At 61.5% G+C, this 23,728-nt stretch carries 18 protein-coding genes; 4 read left to right on the plus strand and 14 right to left on the minus strand.

What is annotated here, in order from left to right:
* Positions 1-6: 6 nt before the first annotated feature.
* Positions 7-1,359, plus strand: coding sequence for a folylpolyglutamate synthase/dihydrofolate synthase family protein (locus tag G9X67_RS29685; protein ID WP_171600302.1), 1,353 nt, complete (start codon positions 7-9; stop codon positions 1,357-1,359).
* Positions 1,360-1,444: 85 nt separating this feature from the next.
* On the opposite strand, the gene trxA is transcribed toward G9X67_RS29685, so the two are convergent.
* The 12 genes from trxA to G9X67_RS29745 form a co-directional block, all read right to left on the minus strand.
* The gene (gene trxA, locus G9X67_RS29690) at positions 1,445-1,765 is read right to left on the minus strand and encodes a thioredoxin (RefSeq protein WP_003544118.1); all 321 of its coding nucleotides are present in this window, start codon (positions 1,763-1,765) and stop codon (positions 1,445-1,447) included.
* Between the two features lie 75 nt (positions 1,766-1,840).
* A complete protein-coding gene (gene addA, locus G9X67_RS29695) occupies positions 1,841-5,392 on the minus strand; it encodes a double-strand break repair helicase AddA (protein ID WP_171600303.1) in 3,552 nt (1,183 codons plus the stop codon).
* Positions 5,385-8,576, minus strand: a complete 3,192-nt coding sequence (addB, locus tag G9X67_RS29700; protein ID WP_171600305.1) for a double-strand break repair protein AddB — start codon at positions 8,574-8,576, stop codon at positions 5,385-5,387. Before addB ends, addA begins: the two co-directional genes overlap by 8 nt.
* Before the next feature lie 3 nt (positions 8,577-8,579).
* Complete coding sequence (locus tag G9X67_RS29705; protein WP_171600306.1) at positions 8,580-9,311, minus strand: nucleotidyltransferase family protein; 732 nt, start codon at positions 9,309-9,311, stop codon at positions 8,580-8,582.
* Between the two features lie 13 nt (positions 9,312-9,324).
* Entirely contained in the window at positions 9,325-10,842 is a 1,518-nt protein-coding gene (tsaE, locus tag G9X67_RS29710) for a tRNA (adenosine(37)-N6)-threonylcarbamoyltransferase complex ATPase subunit type 1 TsaE (RefSeq protein WP_171600308.1), read from the minus strand.
* Positions 10,839-13,424, minus strand: a complete 2,586-nt coding sequence (locus G9X67_RS29715) for a PAS domain-containing sensor histidine kinase (RefSeq protein WP_171600310.1) — start codon at positions 13,422-13,424, stop codon at positions 10,839-10,841. The genes tsaE and G9X67_RS29715 overlap by 4 nt, the downstream gene beginning before the upstream one ends.
* A 203-nt stretch (positions 13,425-13,627) precedes the next feature.
* Positions 13,628-15,028: an adenosylhomocysteinase gene (gene ahcY, locus G9X67_RS29720; RefSeq protein WP_003544127.1), complete on the minus strand. Its 1,401-nt coding sequence runs from the start codon at positions 15,026-15,028 to the stop codon at positions 13,628-13,630.
* A gap of 158 nt (positions 15,029-15,186) precedes the next feature.
* Positions 15,187-15,462: an HPr family phosphocarrier protein gene (locus G9X67_RS29725; RefSeq protein ID WP_171600312.1), complete on the minus strand. Its 276-nt coding sequence runs from the start codon at positions 15,460-15,462 to the stop codon at positions 15,187-15,189.
* A gap of 9 nt (positions 15,463-15,471) precedes the next feature.
* Positions 15,472-15,873, minus strand: a complete 402-nt coding sequence (locus tag G9X67_RS29730) for a PTS sugar transporter subunit IIA (protein ID WP_003544139.1) — start codon at positions 15,871-15,873, stop codon at positions 15,472-15,474.
* A 148-nt stretch (positions 15,874-16,021) separates the two neighbouring features.
* Complete coding sequence (locus tag G9X67_RS29735) at positions 16,022-16,474, minus strand: serine/threonine protein kinase (protein WP_171600313.1); 453 nt, start codon at positions 16,472-16,474, stop codon at positions 16,022-16,024.
* Positions 16,471-18,261, minus strand: coding sequence for a sensor histidine kinase (locus G9X67_RS29740; protein ID WP_017989882.1), 1,791 nt, complete (start codon positions 18,259-18,261; stop codon positions 16,471-16,473). Before G9X67_RS29740 ends, G9X67_RS29735 begins: the two co-directional genes overlap by 4 nt.
* A gap of 185 nt (positions 18,262-18,446) precedes the next feature.
* Positions 18,447-19,181, minus strand: a complete 735-nt coding sequence (locus G9X67_RS29745) for a response regulator transcription factor (RefSeq protein WP_197725694.1) — start codon at positions 19,179-19,181, stop codon at positions 18,447-18,449.
* Positions 19,182-19,518: 337 nt separating this feature from the next.
* Here G9X67_RS29745 and G9X67_RS29750 point away from each other — a divergent pair, with 337 nt between their 5' ends.
* The 3 genes from G9X67_RS29750 to G9X67_RS29760 all read left to right on the plus strand — a co-directional run bounded on the left by G9X67_RS29750 (position 19,519) and on the right by G9X67_RS29760 (position 22,300).
* Positions 19,519-21,129: a phosphoenolpyruvate carboxykinase gene (locus G9X67_RS29750; protein WP_171600314.1), complete on the plus strand. Its 1,611-nt coding sequence runs from the start codon at positions 19,519-19,521 to the stop codon at positions 21,127-21,129.
* Positions 21,130-21,237: 108 nt separating this feature from the next.
* Positions 21,238-21,681 carry an alternative ribosome rescue aminoacyl-tRNA hydrolase ArfB gene (gene arfB, locus G9X67_RS29755; protein WP_025396530.1) on the plus strand — a complete coding sequence of 148 codons (444 nt, stop codon included), beginning with the start codon at positions 21,238-21,240 and terminating at the stop codon, positions 21,679-21,681.
* A gap of 1 nt (position 21,682) precedes the next feature.
* Positions 21,683-22,300 (plus strand): alpha-ketoglutarate-dependent dioxygenase AlkB, encoded by a 618-nt coding sequence (locus G9X67_RS29760; protein ID WP_171600315.1) that lies wholly within the window; start codon positions 21,683-21,685, stop codon positions 22,298-22,300.
* 111 nt (positions 22,301-22,411) lie between these two features.
* Here the strand turns inward: G9X67_RS29760 and coaA are convergent, their stop codons facing one another.
* Positions 22,412-23,407, minus strand: coding sequence for a type I pantothenate kinase (gene coaA, locus G9X67_RS29765; protein WP_003544165.1), 996 nt, complete (start codon positions 23,405-23,407; stop codon positions 22,412-22,414).
* Complete coding sequence (locus G9X67_RS29770) at positions 23,404-23,727, minus strand: phosphoribosyl-ATP diphosphatase (protein ID WP_171600316.1); 324 nt, start codon at positions 23,725-23,727, stop codon at positions 23,404-23,406. Before G9X67_RS29770 ends, coaA begins: the two co-directional genes overlap by 4 nt.
* Position 23,728: the final 1 nt, after the last annotated feature.

The raw sequence follows: 23,728 nt of genomic DNA on the forward strand, positions 1-23,728 counted from the left end.
GCCGAATTGATACCCAGAGGCCAAACCGCGGTGAGCGAGGCAGCACAGGAGATCGACAAGCTCATGGGATTGCATCCCAAGGGTTTTGATCTGTCTCTCGATCGCATCACTCGTCTTCTCGATGTGCTCGGCAATCCGCACAGGAAACTGCCGCCGGTGATCCATGTCGCCGGCACCAACGGCAAGGGGTCGGTCACCGCCTTCTGCCGCGCTTTGCTCGAAGCCGGCGGCTACAGCGCTCATGTCCACACCTCGCCGCATCTCGTCAATTGGCACGAGCGTTATCGCATTGGCGTAAAGGGCGGACGCGGGCAGCTTGTCGACGACGCCGTCTTTGCCGAGGCCGTGCGTCGCGTGGCCGATGCCAATGCAGGACAGCACATCACCGTTTTCGAAATCCTGACGGCGGTCACCTTCATCCTGTTTTCCGAACATCCGGCCGATGCTGCGATCATCGAAGTCGGTCTCGGCGGCCGGTTCGACGCCACCAATGTCATTTCCGATCCGGCCGTCTCGGTGATCATGCCGATTTCGCTGGATCACCAGCCCTATCTCGGCGACAGGGTCGAGCTGATCGCGGCCGAAAAAGCCGGCATCATGAAGCCGGGATTTCCCGTTGTCATCGGTCATCAGGAATATGACGCAGCTCTCGACGTGCTGATGTCGACGGCCGAACGGCTGCATTGCCCGAGCACCGTCTTCGGGCAGGATTTCATGGCGCATGAGGAATATGGCCGGCTCGTCTACCAGGACGAATTCGGCCTTGCCGACCTGCCGCTGCCGCGCCTTCCCGGCCGCCATCAATATGCCAATGCCGCCGCCGCCATTCGGGCCGTCAAGGCGGCGGGTTTCGCCGTCACCGAGACGATGATGGAAAAGGCGATGAGTTCGGTCGAATGGCCGGGCCGGCTGCAGCGTCTGAGCGAGGGCCGGCTGCTGTCGCATGCGCCCGCCGGTGCCGAGATCTGGATCGATGGCGGACATAATCCCGGTGCCGGCGAAGTGATCGCCGAAGCCATGGCCAATTTCGAGGAGCGCCAGTCTCGGCCGCTTTTCCTGATTACCGGCATGATCAATACCAAGGATCCGGTCGGCTATTTCAAGGCCTTTACCGGCCTGGTCGAGAAGGTTTTCTGCGTGCCGATCCGCGGCAGCGAAGCGATGATCGACCCGGTAATATTGTCGAATGCCGCTTATGATGCCGGTTTGGTTGCCGAACCGATGTTGACGGTCGGCGATGCGCTGGAAGCGATAAAAGCCGTTCTCGATCCGGAGGCATTGCCGCCGCGCATCCTGGTCGGCGGCTCTCTCTATCTCGTCGGCGATGTGCTTGCCGACAACGGCACGCCCCCGAAATGAAGGCCGAGAAATGAAGGCCGTGAAATGAAAAAAGCCCGGTCGAACCGGGCTTTTCGTCAATGTGATATAAATTGGCCGATATCAATCAGGCGGCGCTCGAAATCCAGTTCGACAGAGCCGTCTTCGGCTTTGCGCCGACAGAGATATCGGCAACTTCGCCGCCCTTGAAGATTGCAAGGGTCGGAATGGAGCGCACACCGAACTGTGCAGCGAGTTCCGGGTTCTCATCGATATTCAGCTTGGCGACCTTGACCTTGCCTTCCATCTCGACGGCGATTTCTTCGAGGCTCGGAGCAATCATCTTGCACGGGCCGCACCATTCGGCCCAGAAATCGACGACGACGGGTTCTGCGGATTCCAGAACTTCCGACTGGAAGTTATTGATATCGACTTTCACGGTAGCCATGGGCTGCTCCTTTAACGGAATTGGGTGTTGAACCACATGTGATGGTGCGGTGCCGAATTTTCAATGTCCGGTATTTCACTTTGTCTTGACCGCTGCAAGCGCCAAACCGAGCGCCTTTTCGCTCAGCGTGAAGAGCGAAGCGTTCTCGGTATAGACAAGCATGCAATCGATACGCTTATCAGGATAGAGCGGCGTCAGGATCTCGCGATAGATCGCCAGCTGCGCCCGGTGTGCGAAGGGGATAGCCTCCTCTGTTGCCGGCGGCACCCGATTGGTCTTGTAGTCGAGAATGACGACGCGATCGGCAAGGACGGCAAGCCGGTCGATGCGCCCGGAGACGGCATAGCGCCGATCTTCGAGCGTCAATGTTCCCATGATCGAAACCTCTGGCTGGGCCTGCGCACCGAGGACAGCCTGCAGACCTTCCTCGTCCAATAGTTTCAGAACCGAATCGACAAGCTTGCGCCGTTCGGCTTCCGGCCAGAATCGAGCTGCCCGTTCAGCATAACGGCTCGCCGCATCAGGTCGCTCCGCAAGCGGAATTTCGGGAAGCGCCTGCAGCATGCGATGGATCAGCCTGCCTTTCTCCAGTGAACGATCGCTGCGCTCCTTTTCGCCGAACAGCGGCGAAACGACCAGCAGGCCACCCGCGTCTTCATCGATGATCGTCCCGGCACCGGAAGGGCTGAGCGGCCGGGGCAGCTCAGCCTGCGACGGCAATGGCCGCAACAGGCCGTCCGGCAAGGTCTCCTCGCTGCCGCGCTCTTGGCTGCGATCGATACGCTCGAAGCTTCGTTCTACCCGCGGCACGCGCCATTTGATGCCCGGCCATTCCCCATCGGGACCGGAGAATGTGGTCGCCTCCACATGCGGATGGTCGTCGCGCAGTGCCGTCGAAATCATCATATGCCAGGTGTCATTGTTCACACGCACGCCACGATAGCCGCAGACGACCAGCCGGTCGGCGGCGCGCGTCATGGCGACATAGAGCAACCGGCGGTATTCCTCCTCCGCCAGCATCTGGATACGTGCGGCATCATCCTGGGTAAGCGAATTGGAAAGATCCGAGACAGGAACCCAGACGGGCATCGGCGGCTCGTCTGGGCCGGTCTCGATCAGGCGAAGCTTCGGAAGATGGGTATGGGTGAAGGCCTTCGAACCGCCGTCGACGAGGAAAACGATCGGTGCTTCAAGACCCTTGGAGGCATGCACCGTCATGATCCGCACCTCGTTGCGCCCCTTGTCCTGCTCGCGCTTCATCACGGGGGCTTCGAGCTCCAGCGTCGAGATGAAGGATTGCAGCCCGGGAAGGCCGGAGCTCTCATGGTCGAGCGTGAAGGTCAGGAATTCGTCGAGGATATCGCTGACCTCGGTGCCGAGACGGGCAAGGAATTGCCGCCGCCCGCCATAGCTGCCCAGCACGCGCGCATAGAAATCATGGACCGACAGGCTCCTGGACTGCCGGAGAAACAGCTCCAGCCTCTCGACGGCAGCGCGGAAGCGCTCGGTGCCGTCTGCTGCGAAGCTTTTGAGATGGCTCCAGACGCTTTCATTGTCGCCGCGCAACGCGGCGATCGCAAAGATGTCGTCCTCGGAGAGATCGAAAAACGGGCTCTTCAGCACGGCGGCGAGCGAAAGGTCGTCTTCCGGCAGAAGCAGGAAACGGCCGAGCGCCAGCAGATCCTGCACGGCGATATGGCTGGTCAGTACCAGTCTGTCCGCGCCGGCGACGGGAATGTCGCCGCGGCGCTTCAGCGCCCGCGTCAACGCATTGACGAAGGCGTCGCGCTTGCGCACCAGCACCAGGATGTCGCCGGCCTCGATCAGGCGCTCCTTGCCTTTGTCGACGATCGTTTCGCGGCCAACAAGCGTGCCGATCGAATGGGCGATCCGCCGCGCGAGGATCGCGGCCGGCGCGCTTTCCGGCGTCGCATCGAAGGGCGCCGTCCAGTCCTCCTCCTTCACCACCGCTTCCGGCGCAACCATCTCCCAGAGATCGACGGCGCCAGGATGTCCGATGCGGCTGGAACGATGCACGACCGGTTCGCCGACCGCACTGAGGCCGCGCGCGTTTTCGGGTGTCTTGAAAATGTGGTCGACCGCCTCGAGCACGTCGGCGGTCGAGCGGAAAGAGAGCGGCAGCCTCACGGAGGAAAAACTCTGCCCGCTATCGGAAACGCGCCGCCGCGTTCGGTCGCTCTCCTCGGAGAAACGCTCGGGCCTTGCCCCCTGGAAGGAATAGATCGACTGCTTTTCGTCGCCGACGGCAAAAAGCGTGCGCACGATCGGCCGGGCGCTTTCGCCGGAGAAGAAATCTTCGGCGAGCGACTGGATGACGCTCCACTGGATCGGGCTGGTATCCTGCGCCTCGTCGACGAGGATATGATCGATGCCGCGATCGAGCTTGTAGTGGATCCAGGGGCCGACGCCACTTTTCGTCAGGAGGTCGGCGGTGCGGGTGATCAGGTCCTCGAAATCGAGCTGGCTGCGCTGCTTCTTCAACTCGTCATAATCGTGATTCAGCCGATCGGCGAGCACGAGCGCTGCATGTGTGGCGCCGTACATCCGCATCAGTTTCAGCCGGTCACGGCTTGCTGCGACATGCGCGCGGGCAATGGCGATGGCCTCCGCCAGCTGCGGTGCCTCGGCAAGCATGGCCTTGACGAAGAATTGCGAGTCCGCCTTGGGCTCGCCCTTCACGGTCAGAAAGATTTTCTCGAGAAATTGCGCGCGCCTTGCGTCATCGCGCTCCCGCCCGGCGAGCCTGAGGCCATAGGCAACCTCCTGCGCCTTGGCACCGCCCTTCTGGTCGGCAAGCGAAAGATAAAGTTCCAGCGTGCCGCCCGAAAGCTCCGGCAAAGGCCAATATTGCGCCGCGATCCTGTCTTCCGTGTCGCCGACGGCAAGGCCGAGCCTTTTGCGCAGAACCATTTCCACGCCGCCCTGCTGTTCAGCCGTCGCGGTGAAACGACGAATGGCATTGCGATTGGCGACGATGTCGCCGAGCAGGTTCTCAAGCCCGGATTCGTCGCCGAGATTGAGCACGTAGGCGAATGCCTCGGCAAGGGCGCTGTCTTCGTCCGGCGCGGTTGCCGTCAGCAGTGCCCGGCGCGCATCGGAAAGCAGCGCCACCGCCGCGCGATCGTCGAGAACCGAGAAATGCCCGGCAACGTTGGCTTCCAGCGGGAACTGATGCAGCAGTGCCTCGCAAAAGGCATGGATCGTCTGGATCTTCAGTCCACCTGGTGTCTCCAGCGCCTTGGCAAACAGCCGGCGTGCCTCGGCAAGCTTCAGTCCGTCGGGAGCCGTACCTTCGATCTGTGTGATGCGGCGGCCGAGGTCTTCATCGTCAAGCACCACCCATTCCGCCAGCCGTTCGAAGACGCGGTTCGACATTTCCGACGCCGCGGCCTTGGTGTAGGTGAGGCATAAAATGGCGGAAGGCCGCGCACCTGATAGCAGCAGCCGGATGACGCGCTGTGTCAGCACATGCGTCTTGCCGGAACCGGCATTGGCCGAGACCCATGCTGAACGCAGCGGATCGGAGGCAATCGCCTGCTGGATCGTCGTCCAGCCGATCCAGGCGCCCGGATCGTCATCGTTGGGAAGGGCGGTCACATCACTCATCGCCGCCCTCTTCGGTTTCGGCCGTCGACCATTCGGAGACGCGGGCGAGATGATCATAGTCGCCGCCGAAATCGAATTGCTGGGCCGGGATCAGCCGCGAGGTAAAGCCTCTCTCGCTGGATTGCAGCAACCCCACGAATTTGACCAGCTGGTCGATCGATTCGGCGGCCAGATCCATCGCCGATTTCGCCTTGTCGCTGCGCGCCGAGCTCTCGTTGTTGACGGTATCGACTTGGAAGCGGCTTCCGGGTCGCAGACGCACATAGAGAAGGTCCTGCGGCACGAGGCTGCCGGCATCGCGGAAGGCACCGGCGCTCAAGGCGGCCGCTTCAAGCGCAAGCTGCGGATCGAGAAGCACACGTGCCTGCGCCGGTGAGGGATTGTAGCCGGTCTTGTAGTCGATGATGTCGGCCGAGTTTGGTCCTGTGACGTCGATCCGGTCTGCAACGCCGGTGAGCCGGATATTGATCGGCTCCAATTCCATGCCGCCCCGTACTTCCGTCAGCGTTTTCAGGATGCCATGCTGGCGTCCGGCCTCCCATTCGAGGAAGACGCGGGCCACCGCGCGAAAGCGCGGCCGCCACACCGCGTCGATATGCGGCGGCAACTTTTCCATGTCGAAAAGCTCGGAAAGGATGGCCTCCATCGCCGCTGCCGCATCCGGCGTGCCGGCGATGTGAGCCTCGCGGATGAATCGATCGATGATCTCGTGGTAGAGCGTTCCGCGTTCGGCCGCCCCTGGATCACGATTGAACGGGTCGACGGGGTCAAGCCGCAGGATGCGACGGGCATAGATGGCATAGGGATCTCGGCGCAGCCGGCCGACTTCGCTGAAGGAATAGGATTTCGGCTGCAGCGCCAGCGGCGGTTTCGGCGAGGGGCGCTGCACCGGCGCCTGAGCATCTCCCCGATCGATGAGAGCGGCCCATTGGAGGAACCGATTGCCGCGTCCCTTCAATTCCGCTTCGAACGCCTCTCCGCCGAGCGCCAGCAGCCGCTGCAGCCAACGCGAGGCGACGGTCGGCGTCGAGCCCTGGCGCAGCGCGCGCGAATAGATCAGATGGCGTGTGCCGTTTGCCATCTCGAAATCATGCGCCAGCTGGCCGATGCGCCGCTCCGGCGGCTCGAGGCCGATCTCCGTCTTCATCATTCGCGGAATGAAGGGGTTGTTGGCGGTCTGTCCCGGCCAGGTGCCTTCGTTCAGGCCGCCGAGGATCAGCGTATCGACGCTCTGCAGGCGGGCTTCCAGCGTGCCGAAGATGAAGAGCCTCGGATGGCTGAGCGCCCGTGGTTTCACCGCATGACCGGCGGCGAGCGCTGCCATGATGTCGATCCATTGCGGTCCGTCGGCCTCCATCTGGCCGTCCGTGTCGATCACTTCACTGAGCAGGGCGGCGAGGGCGTCTCCCGCTTCGTTCGACCAGAGATCGGCGAGATTGCCTTGCGGATCGACCGCGACCGCTTCAAGCGAACGGCCAGTGCGCTCGGCCCATTCGGACAATGTGAAGCGCACTGTTCTTCCACGATCTTCCGGCCGGTGCCGCATCAGCGCCGAAGCCAGAGGCTCGGTCGCTTGTGTGACCCGGCGGGCAAGGTCGCATGCGGCGTCGGCGGCCTCAGGCGAAAGCGATTTTCGCCATTGCGGCGCGTGCCTGTCCAGCGCCTGTTCGGCAAGTTGGTGCGTGAGGAGAGGTTCGAGCGTGCTGATATCCACCTCGGCCACACCGCCGCGCAGCGCCAGCAGCTCGAGCGCCTCGGTAGCGGAAATCAATGCGCCGCGCTCCAGGCCGAAGCGGGCAAGCGGATGTTTGAGCAGTGAGATGATTGCCACCGGATCGCCCGGTCGCAGCGCTGCCTCCAGCAGCAATTGCAGCAAGGTGCCCTGCGGCATGGCCGAAAGCGGTGTGCCCGCCGAATCATCGGCGAGAATGCCGAAGCGGGAAAGCTCGGCCATCACCCGCCGCGCGAGATTGCGGTCCGGAGTGATGAGTGCTGCCCGGCTCTCGCCGTCCTGTCCCGGTCTTTCCAGCGCCAGCCGGAGTGCGATGGCAATCGCCGTTGCTTCCTCGCGCTCATTGGCGGCTTCAATCAGCGAGACATCAGAGAAGGCCGAAGACAGCGCGCCGGCCGGCAGATCGCTCTTCCACGCTCCCCAGTCGCTGGTCGCCTCCGCTGGAGCAAGGGCCCGCGACAGGATTTCGGCCCGCCGGTCAAGATCGGCCTCCGGTCTGTCGAGGAGCGTGACGTCGGCGCGTGTCAGCTTCAGCCGCTTGAGCAGCAGTGACAGGCCATATTGCGGATGGCTCCGGCTTGCGGGATTGGCATGTTGGCCGGGCGCCGGTTCCGGCGCGACCATCTGCCAGTGCATTTCGGGCATGGAGAGATCGAGACCTGGAAGCACGATCACACCTTCAGGCAGATGGGCGACGGCGGCGATGAGATCGGCGGTGGCGGGAACGGAACCCGTCGAACCGGCGATGATGATCGGTCCCGCGGGTTTCGTCGCCGAAAGCCGGCCTGCTTCGGCCCGCAGAATGGCGTTTCTATGCCGTGCCGGCGAGGATTTGCCGAGTTCGGAAAGTCGTTCGGGCCAGAAGGCGCTGGCGATCTGCAGGAACTCCGCCGTCAACTGCCACCAGGCGGCATAATCGCCGGTATCAAGTTTCGACAGCTCCGACCAGTCGAGATCCTCGGTCTCGATGGAATCAATCAATTCCGCAAGATTGCGGGCGAGCCAGATCGCATCCGCCGGGCTTGCCGGCGCGACGAGCGGCGAGTCCGAGTGAATGTGGCGCACGATCTCCGGCAGCTTGTTTCGCCAGGCGAGGATCAGACGCGCAAGCTCCAGCAAACGGGCGGTATTCGACAGCGGCTGAGCGAGATCGATCGTTGCCGGCAGCGCCTCGTCGAAATAGCCGCTATCGTCATCGGTTTCACCGAGCGGGCGGATGACGGGGAGGATCGCCGAGCGGCCACCGAGCAGGTCGACGAATTCGGACCGCAGCACACGCACGGCGCGCCGGGTCGGCAGGTAGATCGTTACTTTGGCAAGCGATAGCGGATCATTGGCGTCGTGCCGGAAAATCGGCGTCAATCGGCCGTCGCAAAGTGTCGTCGCCAGCGTTTTCAGGAAGGAGAGGCCTGCGGGGATCGTCGTGACGCGTGGCTGGTGCCGCTCCGCCATGGCTTACGCAAACGTCCGCAGTCGCCGGATCGTTTCCTCCGCCTCGCCGATCGCCTCCGGCGTGCCGACCGTCAGCCAATGGCCTTCGAGCACCATGCCGAAAAGCCGTCCGCGCGCGATCGCCTTGTCGAAATAGATATTGAGGTTGAAGGCATCCTTCGGCGCATCGTCGAACAGCGACGGGTTCATGGCGATCGCGCCGGCATAGACGACGGGATTGGACGGATCGTCGCGATAACGCGTCAGCCGGCCATCGGCCGCAAGACTGAAGTCGTTCTTGCCGTTGTGACCCGTCGTATCCTCGATCCCAACGCAAAGCAGCGCCATATCCATGCGTTTTGCATCGAAGAATCCGGCTAAGCGTTGCAGATTCGTCGGCCGCCCCTGCTGTTCGCCGATCCAGAAGAGATCGGCATTCATAACAAAGATGTTGTCGCGGTTAAGCAGCCTCAACCCCTTCGCCAAGCCGCCGCCGGAATTCATCAGTGCGTCCCGCTCGTCGGAAATGACGATATCAAGGCCGCGATAATTCCCAAGATGTTCGAGCATCTGGTCGGCGTGGTGGTGAACGTTGACGACGGCGCGTTCGATGCCGGCCCCGACCAGGGAATCCAGTGCGTAGTCGATCATCGGCTTGCCGTCGATCTTCACCAGCGGCTTGGGGATCGTATCGGTGATCGGGCGCATGCGGGTTCCGAGACCCGCGGCCAGTACCATGGCTTGTCTGATGGTCATTCTGATCCGGAACTTATGATTCGCTCTGGCCTATTCCAGCCCTTGTGCACCAATCGCGCAAGGGGGCAAGCGTTTCATGCTCGAGCGCGACGTTCAGATAGGCGAGCGTGCGCGGCATATGTTTCAGATAGCCCGGCTTGCCGTCGCGCTGCAACAGGCGCACCCAGAGGCCGGCAAGCTTGCAGTTGCGCTGGGCAGACATGATCGCCCAGGCTTTCATAAATCCGGCTTCGTCGAAACCGCCCTGCGCGCGGCGAAGCGTCAGATAATCATCCATCAGCTGCCGGAAGAGGTCCGGCTCGATCGTTACGCGCGCATCCTGGACGATCGACGCAAGGTCATAAGCCGTGGGGCCGATCATCGCGTCTTGGAAATCGATGAGGCCGATCTTGCGAATACCGCTTTCATGTTCGCGCCAGATGATGTTCGGCGAGTGGAAGTCGCGCAGCAGCAGGTTGTTCTCGGCCGTTGCGAGCTCATCGATGAGCGCATCCCAGATCGCCAGATATTCCGCCCGTTCGGCTTCCGTTGCGGGTGCGCCCTGACGCTTCCAGGGCAGGTGCCAGTCGAGCACCAGCCGCACCTCCATCTTCATCGCCGTGCGGTCGAAATCAGGAATATGATGGACATGCCCCTTTCCAACAGGGATGTCCTGCGGAAATTTCAAGGCGTGCAGCCTGGCCAGGCAGGCAACGCTTTCGCGATAGCGTTCTATAACCGGCTGTCCGTGGGCATCCAGCACGCCTTCGCTGCCAAGATCTTCGATCAGTAGGATACCCTTGTTATAATCCACCTTGTAGACTTCGGGTGCCGCAAAACCGTCCTTGCGCAGCGTATCGGCGATCGCCACGAACGGATAGGCGTTTTCGGCAAGATGCGCGACTTTAGGATAGGGTTTGCCGTCGAGAACCGGCGGGCCTTCAGCAAGCGGCGGCCAGTCCATCAGGATGATGCGTTGGTTCCCGGCTTGCGGATAGATCGCCTCATAGGCGCGCAGCGAGGCATCACCGGTCAGGAAGCGGCGTTTCGCTGCGGGGTAACCGGCGGCATCAAGGAAATCGCGGATCGCCAGGACGCGGCGGATGCGTGTATTTTGCGCGCCAGCGGCTTCGATCGTTGCCCGGCGGCCGCTGCCTTCATGCGCCAGCGTCAGGGTGATTCGTTCCACGGGCAGTTCGCTCTGCGCCATCTCAGGCCATTCGACGAGACAGATACCGTTTTGCAGGGCCTCGTCGAAGCCAAGCTCCGTCAGTTCGGCGGGATCGCCGAGCCGGTAGAGATCGAAATGCGAAACGGCGATGCGCAGATCGTAGGATTGCACCAGCGTGAAGGTCGGGCTCGGGACCTCGAGCCCCTCGTCATCGGCGATCGCGCGCAGGATCGCCCGGGCGAGCGAGGATTTCCCCGCGCCGAGATCGCCGGAAAGGGCAAGGCAATCACCGGCTTTCAGGGCCAGCGCCAAGTCTTCGCCGAGGCGAATGGTGGCCGCCTCGTCTTTCAGGAAAAGCGAGATCGCATCACCGGTCGTCATTCGGCGGCGGCGGAATGCGGTACATCGACCGAGGGAATACGGCAGACGACGGTCGTGCCCTTGCCCGGCTCGCTGTCGATCGTCACATCGCCATGATGCAGACTGACGAAGCTGTCGACGATCGAGAGGCCGAGGCCGGCGCCGCCGCGTTTGCCGCTTTTCGCCCCCGTGGCAAAACGGTCGAAGACGGTCGCGATCATATCAGGTGAGATGCCGGGGCCGCGATCGCTGACGGAGAAAACAAAATCCGTGCCTTCGCGATGGCATTCCAGTGAGATCGAAGTGCCTTCGGGCGAGAAATTCGCCGCATTGGAAAGAAGCTTCAGAAGGATCTGCTTAAGACGCTGCGGATCGGCAACGATCGAGCCGAGATAGGCGGGCGCGGTGATTTCAAGCGCGACGCCGCTTTCGTGGAGGCGGTCGGCGATCTGCATCGAGACGTCGTCGAGCAGATCGTTGAGATCGATATCCGCATAATTGAGGCGCATGATGCCGGCGTCGACGGTCGCAAGGTCGAGAATATCGTTGACGAGCGTCAACAGAACCGAGGACGAGGTCGAAATGTGGTCGATATATTCGGCCTGCCGTTCGGTAAGCGGCCCGACGCCCGGCGTGCGCAGGAGATCGGTGAAGCCGATGATGTTGGTCAATGGCGAGCGCAGTTCATAGGAAACGTGCTGGACGAAATCGTTTTTCAGCTCGTCGGCCTTGCGCAGTGCTTCGTTTTTCTCGGTCAACGCGCGCTCGGCACGCACGCTGTCCGTCATGTTGACGAAGGTCAGCATGGTCTGCGCGTTCGGTAGCGGGATGACGGCATAGTCGAGCACGAGGCCGGAGAAGAGTTCCAGCGTTCCCTGTCCTGAGCGGCGTTCGTCGTCGAAGCTGGTGATCAGTTCCGCGAAGGTCTTCCAGCCGTCCGGCCGATCATAGGACGGGGCGCAGGCCTCGCCCAGCGCACGGATATGGGTGCCGGGCTTGGCTTCGGTTTCGGTGATCCCCCAGAGCGCGCGGAAGGCCGGGTTGGAAAGGCGGATGCGTCCATCAGGACCGAACACCGCCACACCCTCGGAAAGGTGGTCGATCGTTTCGCCCTGCACCTTGACCAGCGTGTTGTAGCGCGTTTCGAGATCGACCTGCTCGGTCAGGTTTTCGAACACCCAGGTGGCGCCGCCCTGCGGATGGGCGGTCGCAAAGACCCGTAACGTCTGCCCGTTCGGCAGATGCCAGAGATCGGTTTGCGTGTCGAGCGCGCGATAGACCGAAAGTGCGGCTTCCTTCCAGCTTTTCCAATTGAGCTGGTCCGGCAGTTTCTTGGCCGCCCGCAGCCGCTCGAGCAGCTCGCTATTGTCGGGCCGGCCCTCGAGGAAGGCGATATCCAGCTCCCAGAGCGCGACGAAGGCCTGGTTGTAGAATTGCAGCCGGCGCTCGCCGTCGAAGATGGCAACAGGCGTGGCGAGATGGTCGAGCGTTTCGGCATGGCTCTTCAGCGTCCGTTCCAGCTCGGCGCGCACGGCCTCTATGTCGGACACATCGATCGCGATGCCGGCCGAGCCGCCGGGAACCCTGACGTCGACGACGTCGAAGAATGTGCGGTTGCCGTGCACGACCGTCGAGATCTTGTCGTGGAAGGGCGATTCCGGCGTCGTCGTGGCGCGAATGCGTTCGCGCGCCACGGTCGTCAGCATCTCGCGGCCTTCATTGATCGCCTGCTGCGGCGATCGCGCTTCGACCGCCTCGCCATAAGCCTGGTTGACCCAGGTGAGGCGGCCCACCGGATCGCGCTGCCAGGCCGGCATGTCGATCGCGTCGAGCATGGTCTGGAAGGCCGAGATCGAGGTCATCAGCCGGTCGCGCTCGATCCTGAGCTCTGCGAGTTCGGCGCGCAGATTGTTGAGCGCCACGAAACGGACGAAGGCCCGCCCGCCGGAAACCCGGCCCTGCGCCTCGAGGATTTCGTCGCGGATGGTTTCGACCACCATGTCGAAGCTCTGCGCCTCGTCGCGCAGCCGGTCGATCGCCTTTTCCAGCTCGGAAGCCGAACGTGACTTCAGCCATAGGCCGAAGGCCAGGAATTCGCCGTCCTGTGGTGCGCCGGTCTCGGGCGGAAGCTGGCCGAGCAGTTCGGGACGTGCATTGCCGTCCCAGATGACGATCCGCCGGTTCTTGTCGGCGATCAGAGCCTGGTATTGCGAAATGCGCTGCTGGGCATCGGAGAGCGCCGAGCGGATTTCTCGGCTTTCGTTTTCCAGGTTGCCGCGCTGACGCACGAGCCACAGCGTCGACAGCAGTGCTGCCGATATGACGCCGATGACGACGGAAACACCGATCACCTGCGAGGATGTGAAGAGGTGAGCCGTGGCCGCCGCCTGCTGCTCCGCCTGTGCCAGAGCCGGCCGCGCCAGGGCGGCAAGCGCCGTGCCGGCCGCGCAGCTTTTCAGGAAGCGCGCCAATGGTCCGCGCTCTTGCTTTACGGCCTCGTGTGCCGTTGCAGATTTATATCCTTGACCTGCCATCAGCGGGCGGCGATCGGCGCGTGCGCCATCATCCGCCTGACCGGGCAGGCTGCTTTTTATTTCCGACATCCGCGGTATGTCTCCGTCCTTCAATGTGCCGCATTACGACAAGACATCCCATTTTCGCAGCGGCCGAACAGGGTCCGGCGCCACGAATCAAGTCTTAAAACAATACTTCGGAAGGGAATCGGCGGGAAGGGAGCGTCCAAAAAATAAGCCGCGGCATTTGTCAATGCCGCGGCTTCTACATCTTGTGGATATTAACGATCAGATCAATATCTGTAGTGGTCGGACTTGAACGGGCCCTTCGGCGAGACGCCGATATAGGCAGCCTGTTCCGCAGAAAGCTCAGTCAGCTTCACGCCGAGCTTGTCGAGATGCAGGCGTGCGACCTTTTCATCGAGATGCTTCGGCAGGATATAGACCTGGTTGGAATACTGGTCGGGCTTGGTGAAGAGTTCGATCTGCGCCAGCGTCTGGTTGGTGAACGAAGCCGACATCACGAAGGACGGATGGCCGGTGGCGTTGCCGAGGTTGAGCAGGCGGCCTTCGGAAAGGAGGATGATGCGGTTGCCCTTGGGGAATTCGATCAGGTCGACCTGCGGCTTGACGTTGGTCCACTTGAGATTGCGCAGTGCAGCGACTTCGATTTCGTTGTCGAAGTGGCCGATATTGCCGACAATCGCCATATCCTTCATCGCCCGCATATGGTCGATGCGGATGACGTCCTTGTTGCCGGTGGTGGTGATGAAGATATCGGCCGAGGAAACGACGTCCTCGAGCAGAACGACTTCGTAACCGTCCATCGCAGCCTGCAATGCGCAGATCGGATCGGCTTCGGTCACCTTGACGCGGGCGCCGGCGCCGGAGAGCGAAGCGGCAGAACCCTTGCCGACGTCGCCGTATCCGCAGACGACGGCAACCTTGCCGGCCATCATGACGTCGGTGCCGCGGCGAATGCCGTCGACCAGGGATTCCTTGCAGCCATACTTGTTGTCGAACTTCGACTTGGTGACCGAGTCGTTGACGTTGATCGCCGGGAAGGGCAGCAGGCCCTTCTGGCTGAGCTGGTAAAGGCGGTTGACGCCGGTCGTCGTTTCCTCAGTGACGCCCTTGATCGCGTCGCGCTGCTTGGTGAACCAGCCAGGCGAAGCGGCAAGACGCTTCTTGATCTGTGCGAAGAGGATTTCCTCTTCTTCGGAATGCGGGTGAGACAGCACGTCCTCGCCGGCTTCTGCGCGGGCGCCAAGCAGGATGTACATGGTGGCGTCGCCGCCGTCATCGAGGATCATGTTGGAAAGGCCGCCATCGGCCCACTGGAAGATCTTGTCGGTATAGACCCAGTAATCTTCGAGCGATTCGCCCTTGATGGCGAAGACAGGCACGCCGGAAGCGGCGATCGCGGCAGCGGCATGATCCTGCGTCGAGAAGATGTTGCACGAGGCCCAGCGGACTTCGGCGCCGAGCGCGACCAGCGTCTCGATGAGCACGGCCGTCTGGATGGTCATATGCAGCGAGCCGGTGATGCGCGCGCCCTTCAGCGGCTTTGTCTGGCCGAATTCGGTGCGGCAGGACATCAGCCCCGGCATTTCGGTTTCGGCGATCGTAATTTCCTTGCGACCGAAATCCGCAAGCCCGATATCGGCGACGACATAATCTTTTTCAGTGCTCATAGAGGCCTCCAGGCTGAAAAACGTCTCAAAATTGGCGCAGGCGCGAAAAATGACCCGCGTGCAAGCGCACGGCATGTCCGCCGTTTAGCAGGCTTCGCCGGTGATAGCAATAAGGATATAAAGAAGTCTTTATATGTTTATATGAACTCGATCGGAGCTCACATCTCCTCGCCGAACCTGTTCTGGATCAGCTTGTCCAGGGCCTCCAGCGCTTCCTCGGCCTGGCTGCCGCTCGCCGAAACGACGACGCTTGAGCCGGGACTTGCCGCAAGCATCATCAGGCCCATGATGGAGGTTCCGCCGACCGTCATTCCATCCTTGGAAACGGTGATGGCGGCATCGAAGGTCTCGACCATCTGCACGAATTTGGCGGAAGCGCGCGCATGAAGACCGCGCTTGTTGATGATGAGGAGTTCCCGGGAGAGCGATGTCATGAATGCCCGTTATTTTCCGCTGAGCACACGGCTCGCGACATTGATATATTTCCGCCCGGCTTCGGAGGCCTCCACCAGCGCCTTCTCCATGTTGTTCTCGCCGCGCACCCCGGCAAGTTTGATCAACATCGGCAGGTTGACGCCGGCAATGACTTCGGTATGGCCGCTGCTCATGACTGATATGGCGAGATTGGACGGCGTGCCGCCGAACATGTCGGTCAGGATGACGACGCCATGGCCATCATCGGCACCGGAAACGGCTTCCAGAATGTCCTGCCGTCTCTGGTCCATGTCGTCTTCGGGGCCAATACAGACCGTCTCGATGAATTTCTGAGGACCGACGACGTGCTCGACAGCATGACGAAACTCTTCAGCCAGCTTGCCATGAGTGACAAGCACAAGTCCGATCATGATATTACTGCTCCCATATACAAACGGTGGCCCCAATATCGCAATGCAGCAATTACGTCCACCGGTGGGGGCACATCTTGGCTATGAAAAGCCGAAGTGCAAGATAAAAATGCGAATATATAAGGCAGATTGACCAATCCGGAAGGCCTCAGTGCCCGATGCCAGGCACTTTTGCCATCAGGATCGCAAGGGGTGAAGAGACGCCTGTGAGCAACCGCAATGCGGGAAGCGAAAAACCGGCGGCAAGGCTTACGGTTTCGCCTTCTGGAGGCACCCGGTTTTCACCGGAGGCGCTGCCAGGAAGCACGGCATAATGCATGGTCGCCCGCGGAATATGGTCCTGCCGAACGATGCCGGTGCCGCGAAGCTCCATCAGCCCGGCGATCGACGGCGGGCATGTAGCGATCACCGCGCCGGCCTCTCCGGAGAGAAGCACCTGGTCGTCGGCGACCAGCGCCGTGAAAAGCCCGAGCCGGCGCGCCTCGGTCATGCAGGTGAAGGCCAGCATCGATTTTCCCCAGCCGGAGGGACCGCTGAATAGCAGCCCCGTCTTGCCGACGACGATCGCCGTCGCATGGACGTTGAAACCTGCCTCGGTCATGCTGCGGCGCCGATTGGCAAAGAGAGGATGAACCGCGCGCCGAGTATATGCCCGCTCTCGGCATCGGTGATGTTTTCGGCTCTCAGCGAACCGCCATGCGCTTCAGCGATCTGCCGGCTGATCGAAAGGCCGAGCCCCGAATTCTGGCCGAAGCCTTCCGCCTCCGGCCGGTCCGTATAGAAGCGCTCGAAGATGCGGTCGATATTTTCCGCCTGGATGCCGGGGCCGTTGTCTTCGATGGTGGTGACGCAGCGCGAGCGTGTCCGCACCAGCCGCACGGTAATCTTGCCGCCCTTTTCCGGCACGAAAGAGCGGGCATTCTCGATCAGATTGGCGATGATCTGGCCGATGCGTAGATCGTGGCCGTTGACGACGAAGCGCGTCTTGACGTTCGGCTTGCGTTCGATCGCATATTCGATTTCCACCTGCTTCTTGGTGCTCCTGACCTGGCGCGAAACCTCGATCAGGTCGCGCAGCAGCACCTCCATGTCGACGGAGCCGGCATCGACGCGCGCGAGTTCGGCGTCGAGACGGGAGGCGTCGGAGATATCGCTGATCAGCCGATCGAGGCGGCGGACATCGTGCTGGATGACGTCCATCAGCCGCTTCTTGGAATCGTCGGATCGGGCAAGCGGCAGCGTTTCGACGGCACTGCGCAGCGAGGTCAGCGGGTTCTTGAGCTCATGGCTGACATCGGCCGCGAAACTCTCGATCGAATCGATGCGGTCGTAGAGCGCCGTCGTCATCTCGCGCAATGCGATGGAAAGGTTGCCGATTTCATCCTGGCGGGCAGAGAAGTCGGGGATCTCTTCGCGCGTCTTGGCGCCGCGGCGGACGCGGATGGCAGCTGCCGAAAGACGGCGCAGTGGATTGGCGATGGTCGATGACAGCACCAGTGAAAGCAGCACGTTGACGAGTGTCGCCACGCCGAAGACGCGCATGATAGCAAGCCGTTCAGCATGGACGATATTGTCGATGTCGCCCGCCTGTGTCGACAACAACAGCACGCCGAGCACGGCGCGGAAGCGCTGGATCGGCACGGCGACGGAAACGATGAGTTCACCTTTTTCGGTGGTGCGCACGACTGCGCCGCGCACGCCGGTGAGCGCGTTCATCACTTCGGGATAGATCGAGCCGTCGCCGCCCGGCGCTTCCTTATAGAGCGGCAGATTGCCGGGCTGCAGCGCCTTGTTGAAGAGGGTGGCGAACCACTCGCTCCACGTCTGTTTCTCTTCCTCCACCGGCGGCAGGTCGAAGCGCAGCACTTGGCCGCGCGAATAGAGATGGCGCGAATCGAGCAGCAGGTTGGCATCGGCATCGAAGATGCGGGCGCGTGTGCGTGTCGGAGAGATCAGCCGGCGCAGGACCGGCGCAACCTTTTCGGGATCGATCGGGAATTCAAGGTCCTCATCGTTCGGCACCGGGGTGATGCTCTGGCCGGCCTGCAGCTCGAGCAGCTTCTGCGGATCGATGGTAATCGAGTTCGTATCGACCGACGCGGAGGCCGAAACGGCGCCGGCGATGATTTCGCCCTGCGTCAACAGGCTTTCGGCGCGAGCGTCGATCAATCCTTCGCGGAACTGGTTAAGGTAGAGAATGCCGCCGACGAGCACCACCAGCGCGACGAGATTGAAGAACAGGATGCGCCGTGTCAGGCTCGAAAAGACGGCATTGCCGAAGATCCGGCGGATCAGGGTGAAGGGATGCGACCAACGGCGGCCTCGGACGCGACGGGTGCTCACGCCCTCCGCATCGTCCAGATCCCTTTCCTGCACCAACTGTGCCAATGACAGGCCCTTTCGAAGGGCGGGGCCGGATGGACCGGCCCGCAGCCCTCAACATTTCCGACAGCGCCGCGCGTCTTTTCAGACGCGCAAAGGACGCTGTGACGTTTTGAACTGCTGCATAATTAAATCCTTAAATCGATGCCGATTTAGGAAATTATGCAGGAGCGCGCTGCGCCGCTCGGGGCTCAGGCTGCTTCGCGGAAGCGGTATCCCACTCCGTAGAGTGTTTCAATCATATCAAAGTCGTTGTCGACCATCTTGAATTTCTTGCGCAGCCGCTTGATGTGGCTGTCGATGGTCCGGTCGTCGACATAGACCTGTTCGTCATAGGCTGCGTCCATCAGCGCGTCGCGGCTTTTGACGACGCCGGGGCGCTGCGCCAGCGAATGCAGGATCAGGAATTCGGTCACCGTCAGCGTCACTGCCTCACCCTTCCAGGTGCAGGTGTGGCGTTCCTGGTCCATGACCAGCTGCCCGCGCTCCAGCGAGCGGGCCTGCTGCACCGCGCCGGTCTTCGGCGCGCCGGTGGGGCTGGTGCCGGCAGCAGCGGCTTCGCGGCTTGACGCGCGGCGCAGGACAGCGCGTACGCGCTCCACCAGCAGACGCTGCGAAAAAGGTTTGGTGATGAAATCATCGGCACCCATCTTCAGGCCGAAGAGTTCATCGATCTCCTCATCCTTGGAGGTGAGGAAGATGACCGGAATATCCGACTTCTGCCGCAGGCGGCGCAGCAGTTCCATGCCGTCCATGCGCGGCATCTTGATGTCGAAGATCGCCAGCTGCGGCGGTCGCGCCAGCAGGCCGTCGAGCGCCGAAGCACCGTCCGTATACGTCTCGACCTTATATCCTTCGGCCTCCAGTGCGATCGACACCGAGGTGAGGATGTTGCGGTCGTCATCAACGAGCGCGATTGTCGGCATGGTGTTGGTCTCCGTCATCAGTGCGCAATCTCCCGGATTTGCTCTCCCCAGGCGGTCTCAGTGACCGGATGCGCTTATGGAGGATAAAGGTGGAACAAATTGTGGCAAAGATAAAGGGGAAGATTGTCGTAAAATTCGCGAGCAATCTTAGGTAGTGCGTCCGAATCTTTAAACGCGATCTATTCAAACGATTTAAAATTAAGACGATAAATTTAAATCGATTAATTATTTGATATCACTGCATTTTCTCAAGTTTTCCATCTTGTGTTTTAAAATTTCTACCCGTATTTTCGCGATTAGTTTTAACGGCAACGAGCCTGAGTGAAGGGAACTAGCCATGGAAATGTTCGGAGTTCATAACCCGGCAATAGAGCTGGCAACGGTTGGATTGGGCGGCGCAGCCAGCGTTCGCTACAACTTTTCCGCCGCCGCGCTCTATGAAGAAGCGATCCGCCGGGGCGAAGCCGAACTGACCGCTCAAGGCGCATTGCGGGCTATCACCGGCCAGCACACGGGCCGTTCGCCGCGCGACAAGTTCGTCGTTCGCGATATCAATACCGATGGCGAAATCTGGTGGGACAACAACAAGCCGATCTCGCCGGAGCATTTCGCCGTGCTGCGCGACGATATGCTGGCGCATGCCGCGGGCAAGGAGCTTTTCGTCCAGGATCTCGTCGGTGGCGCCGAGGAAGGTCATGCTCTGCCGACCCGCGTTGTGACCGAATTCGCCTGGCATTCACTGTTCATCCGCAATCTGCTGATCCGCCCCGACACTGCAGCGCTGTCCAGCTTCGTGCCGAAGCTGACGATCATCGATCTGCCGAGCTTCAAGGCCGATCCGGCCCGCCACGGCTGCCGTTCGGAAACGGTGATCGCCTGCGATCTCACCAACGGTCTCGTCCTCATCGGCGGCACCTCCTATGCCGGCGAAATGAAGAAATCGGTCTTCACCGTGCTCAACTACCTGCTGCCGGCCAAGGGCGTGATGCCGATGCACTGCTCGGCCAATGTCGGACCGGACGGTGACGCGGCGGTCTTCTTCGGCCTTTCCGGCACCGGCAAGACGACGCTTTCGGCCGATCCGGCCCGGACGCTGATCGGTGATGACGAACACGGCTGGAGCGAGAACGGCATCTTCAACTTCGAAGGCGGCTGCTACGCCAAGACCATCCGCCTTTCGGCCGAAGCCGAGCCGGAAATCTACGCGACGACGCAGCGTTTCGGCACCGTGTTGGAAAACGTCGTGCTGAACGAAAGCCGCGAGCCGGATTTCGACGACGGGTCGCTGACCGAAAACACCCGTTGCGCCTATCCGATGGACTTCATCCCGAACGCTTCGGAAACGGGCCGTACCGGGCATCCGAAGACAATCATCATGCTGACCGCCGATGCCTTTGGCGTCATGCCGCCGATCGCCCGATTGACGCCTGATCAGGCGATGTATCACTTCCTCTCCGGCTACACCGCCAAGGTGGCCGGCACCGAAAAGGGTGTCGTCGAGCCGGAAGCGACCTTCTCCACCTGCTTCGGCGCTCCTTTCATGCCGCGGCATCCGGCCGAATACGGCAATCTGCTCAAGGAGCTGATCGGCCGCCATGGCGTCCAATGCTGGCTTGTCAATACCGGCTGGACCGGTGGCGCCTATGGCACCGGCAAGCGCATGCCGATCAAGGCGACGCGTGCGCTTCTCGCTGCCGCCCTGACCGGCGAACTCGGACAGGCCGAATTCCGTGCTGACACCAACTTCGGCTTCGCCGTGCCGGTCTCCGTCGACGGCGTCGATGGCAGCATTCTCGATCCGCGCTCGACCTGGGCCAACAAGGCAGCCTATGACGCGCAGGCCGAAAAGCTGGTCTCGATGTTCATCGCGAACTTCGCCAAGTTCGAAAATCATGTCGACGGCGGCGTCCGTGATGCGGCCCCCGGCGTAAAGGTCGCTGCCGAATAGGCAGATCAAACCTCTGACTCACGTGAAACCCGGCATCGCAAGATAGCCGGGTTTCCCATATCACAGCCGATATTTTCAATTCGCCGCCGATGTGAGATAGAACGCCGCATGGCCAGCGACGCGCTCTATATCGATGACAGGATCACCATCGCCGGATGGGAGCTGACGGAACAGTTCGTTCTGGCGGGCGGTCCCGGTGGGCAGAATGTCAACAAGGTCTCGACCGCGGTCCAGCTGTTCTTCAACATCGCGAATTCGCCGTCCCTGAACGATCGTGTCAAAACCAATGCGATCAAGCTCGCCGGCCGGCGGTTGTCGAAGGAGGGCGTGCTGATGATCGAGGCGAGCCGGTTTCGCAGCCAGGACCGCAACCGTGAGGATGCGCGCGACCGGTTGAAGGAACTGATTCTCGAGGCCGCCAAGCCGCCACCGCCGCCGCGCAAGAAGACCAGGCCGACCAAGGGTTCGGTCGAACGCCGCCTGAAGGAAAAATCCGGTCGCTCGGAAGTCAAGAAAATGCGCGGCCGCCCCGGCGGCGGCAGCGGTGAGTGACATGCCGGAGCTCTTGAGCGGCATCCGCCATCTCCCCAGTTACCTCGACCGAGCGCGTCAGGAGGCATTGGTCGAGGTGATCCGTGCCGTCGTCGCCGAAGCGCCGCTTTATGTGCCCGCCATGCCCGGCACCGGCAAGCCGATGTCCGTGCGCATGACCAATTGCGGGCCGCTTGGCTGGGTGACGGACAAAGAGCGCGGCTATCGCTACCAGCCCACGCACCCGGCAACCGGCAGACCTTGGCCTGATATGCCGCAGCAATTGCTCGATATCTGGAATGACGTTTCGGGTTACGACAAGCCGCCGGAAGCCTGCCTCGTCAATTTCTACTCCGACGAAGCGCGCATGGGCTTGCATCAGGACAAGGACGAACAGGATCTCAAAGCCCCGGTCGTCTCGATCTCGCTCGGCAACAGCTGCCTCTTTCGCGTCGGCGGCCTCAGCCGCAATGATCGCACGCTATCTTTCAAGCTTTCGAGCGGTGATCTGGTGGTGCTGGGCGGCGAGGGGAGGCTGTGTTTCCACGGCGTCGACCGCATCCATCCGGCGACGTCGACGCTGCTGAAGAATGGTGGCCGCATCAATCTGACGCTTCGCCGCGTCAATCCCACCGCCTAGAGCAATTCCAGCAAAAGTGCGCAGCGGTTTTGCGCCCGGAATTGCGTAAAAACAAAGCGATAGAGCGTGTCCGTTATTCGGAGAAAAACGGAAAGGCTCTAACGACCGCTGCTATAGCTTTCGCAGCGCGACCTGTTCGATCAGGTGATCCTTGCCCTTTTTCAGGATGAGATCGGCGCGTGGACGCGTCGGCAGAATGTTCTGCCGCAGGTTCTTCAGGTTGATGTTTGCCCAAAGATCCTCGGCGATTTCGAGCGCTTCCGCGTCGCTGATCGAGGCATAGCGATGGAAATAGGAATTCGGATCGCGGAAGGCGGTCTCGCGTAGCCGCATGAAGCGCGTGACATACCAGTTGTGGATCTCGTCTTCGGCGGCATCGATATAGATCGAGAAGTCGAAGAAGTCGGAGACCATCGGCACGATCTTGCCGCCGGCAGGCAGGTCGCGCGATTGCAGCACATTGATGCCCTCGAAGATCAGGATGTCCGGCCGGTCGACGATCTTGTATTCGTCCGGCAGCACGTCGTAGACGAGGTGCGAATAGCTGGGCGCCTTCACATCCGGCCGCCCGGCCTTGATCGCCGAGAGGAAGCGCAGGATTGCACCCGTGTCGTAGCTTTCCGGAAAGCCCTTGCGCTGCATCAGCTTTTCCCGCTGCAGCACGGCGTTGGGGTGGAGGAAACCGTCGGTGGTGACGAGATCGACCTTCGGGCTGGAAGGCCAGCGCCCCAGGAGTTCCTTGAGGATACGGGCGGTGGTCGACTTTCCCACCGCGACCGAGCCGGCGATGCCGATGACGAAGGGCGTTTTCGTCACATCAGACAGGCTGAGGAAGCGGTTGCGCTGTTCAAACAGCATCTGCGAGGATTCGACATGTGCCGAGAGCAGCCGCGACAGCGACAGATAGATGCGCCGGACCTCGTCGAGATCGATTGGATCGCCCATCGAACGCAGCCGTTTGACCTCGTCGCTCGTCAGCGTCAACGGCGTGTCGGCGCGGAATTTCGCCCATTGTTCGGAAGAGAAGAAGTGGTAGGGCGAATAGGATTCCGACTGGAAGTGATCCAACGTTTCCGGCACCCCGATAATCTCAGTCGCGATACTCATGAATTCTGCCGGCTGGCCTTTTCCTTGAGGCCGGACTGCGCGGTTCTGCGCTCGAGCTCGGCCATGACATTCTCTAACGGTATTTCAGCAATCTTCAATACGACCAATAGGTGATAGAGCACATCGGCAGCCTCATAGGTCAGATTGTCGCGGTCGCCGGTCACCGCCGCCATCACGGCTTCGATCGCCTCTTCACCGAGCTTCTTTGCCGCTTTCGGCTGGCCGGCGGCCACGAGCTTGGCTGTCCAGGATTGCTCCGGCGAAGCTTTCGATCGTTCTGCGACGATGCTTTCGAGATCGGAAAGAGAAAATCCGCTCATA

Origin of the sequence: Rhizobium sp. WYCCWR 11152, assembly GCF_013087615.1 — a bacterium.
GTDB classification, from domain to species: domain Bacteria; phylum Pseudomonadota; class Alphaproteobacteria; order Rhizobiales; family Rhizobiaceae; genus Rhizobium; species Rhizobium indicum.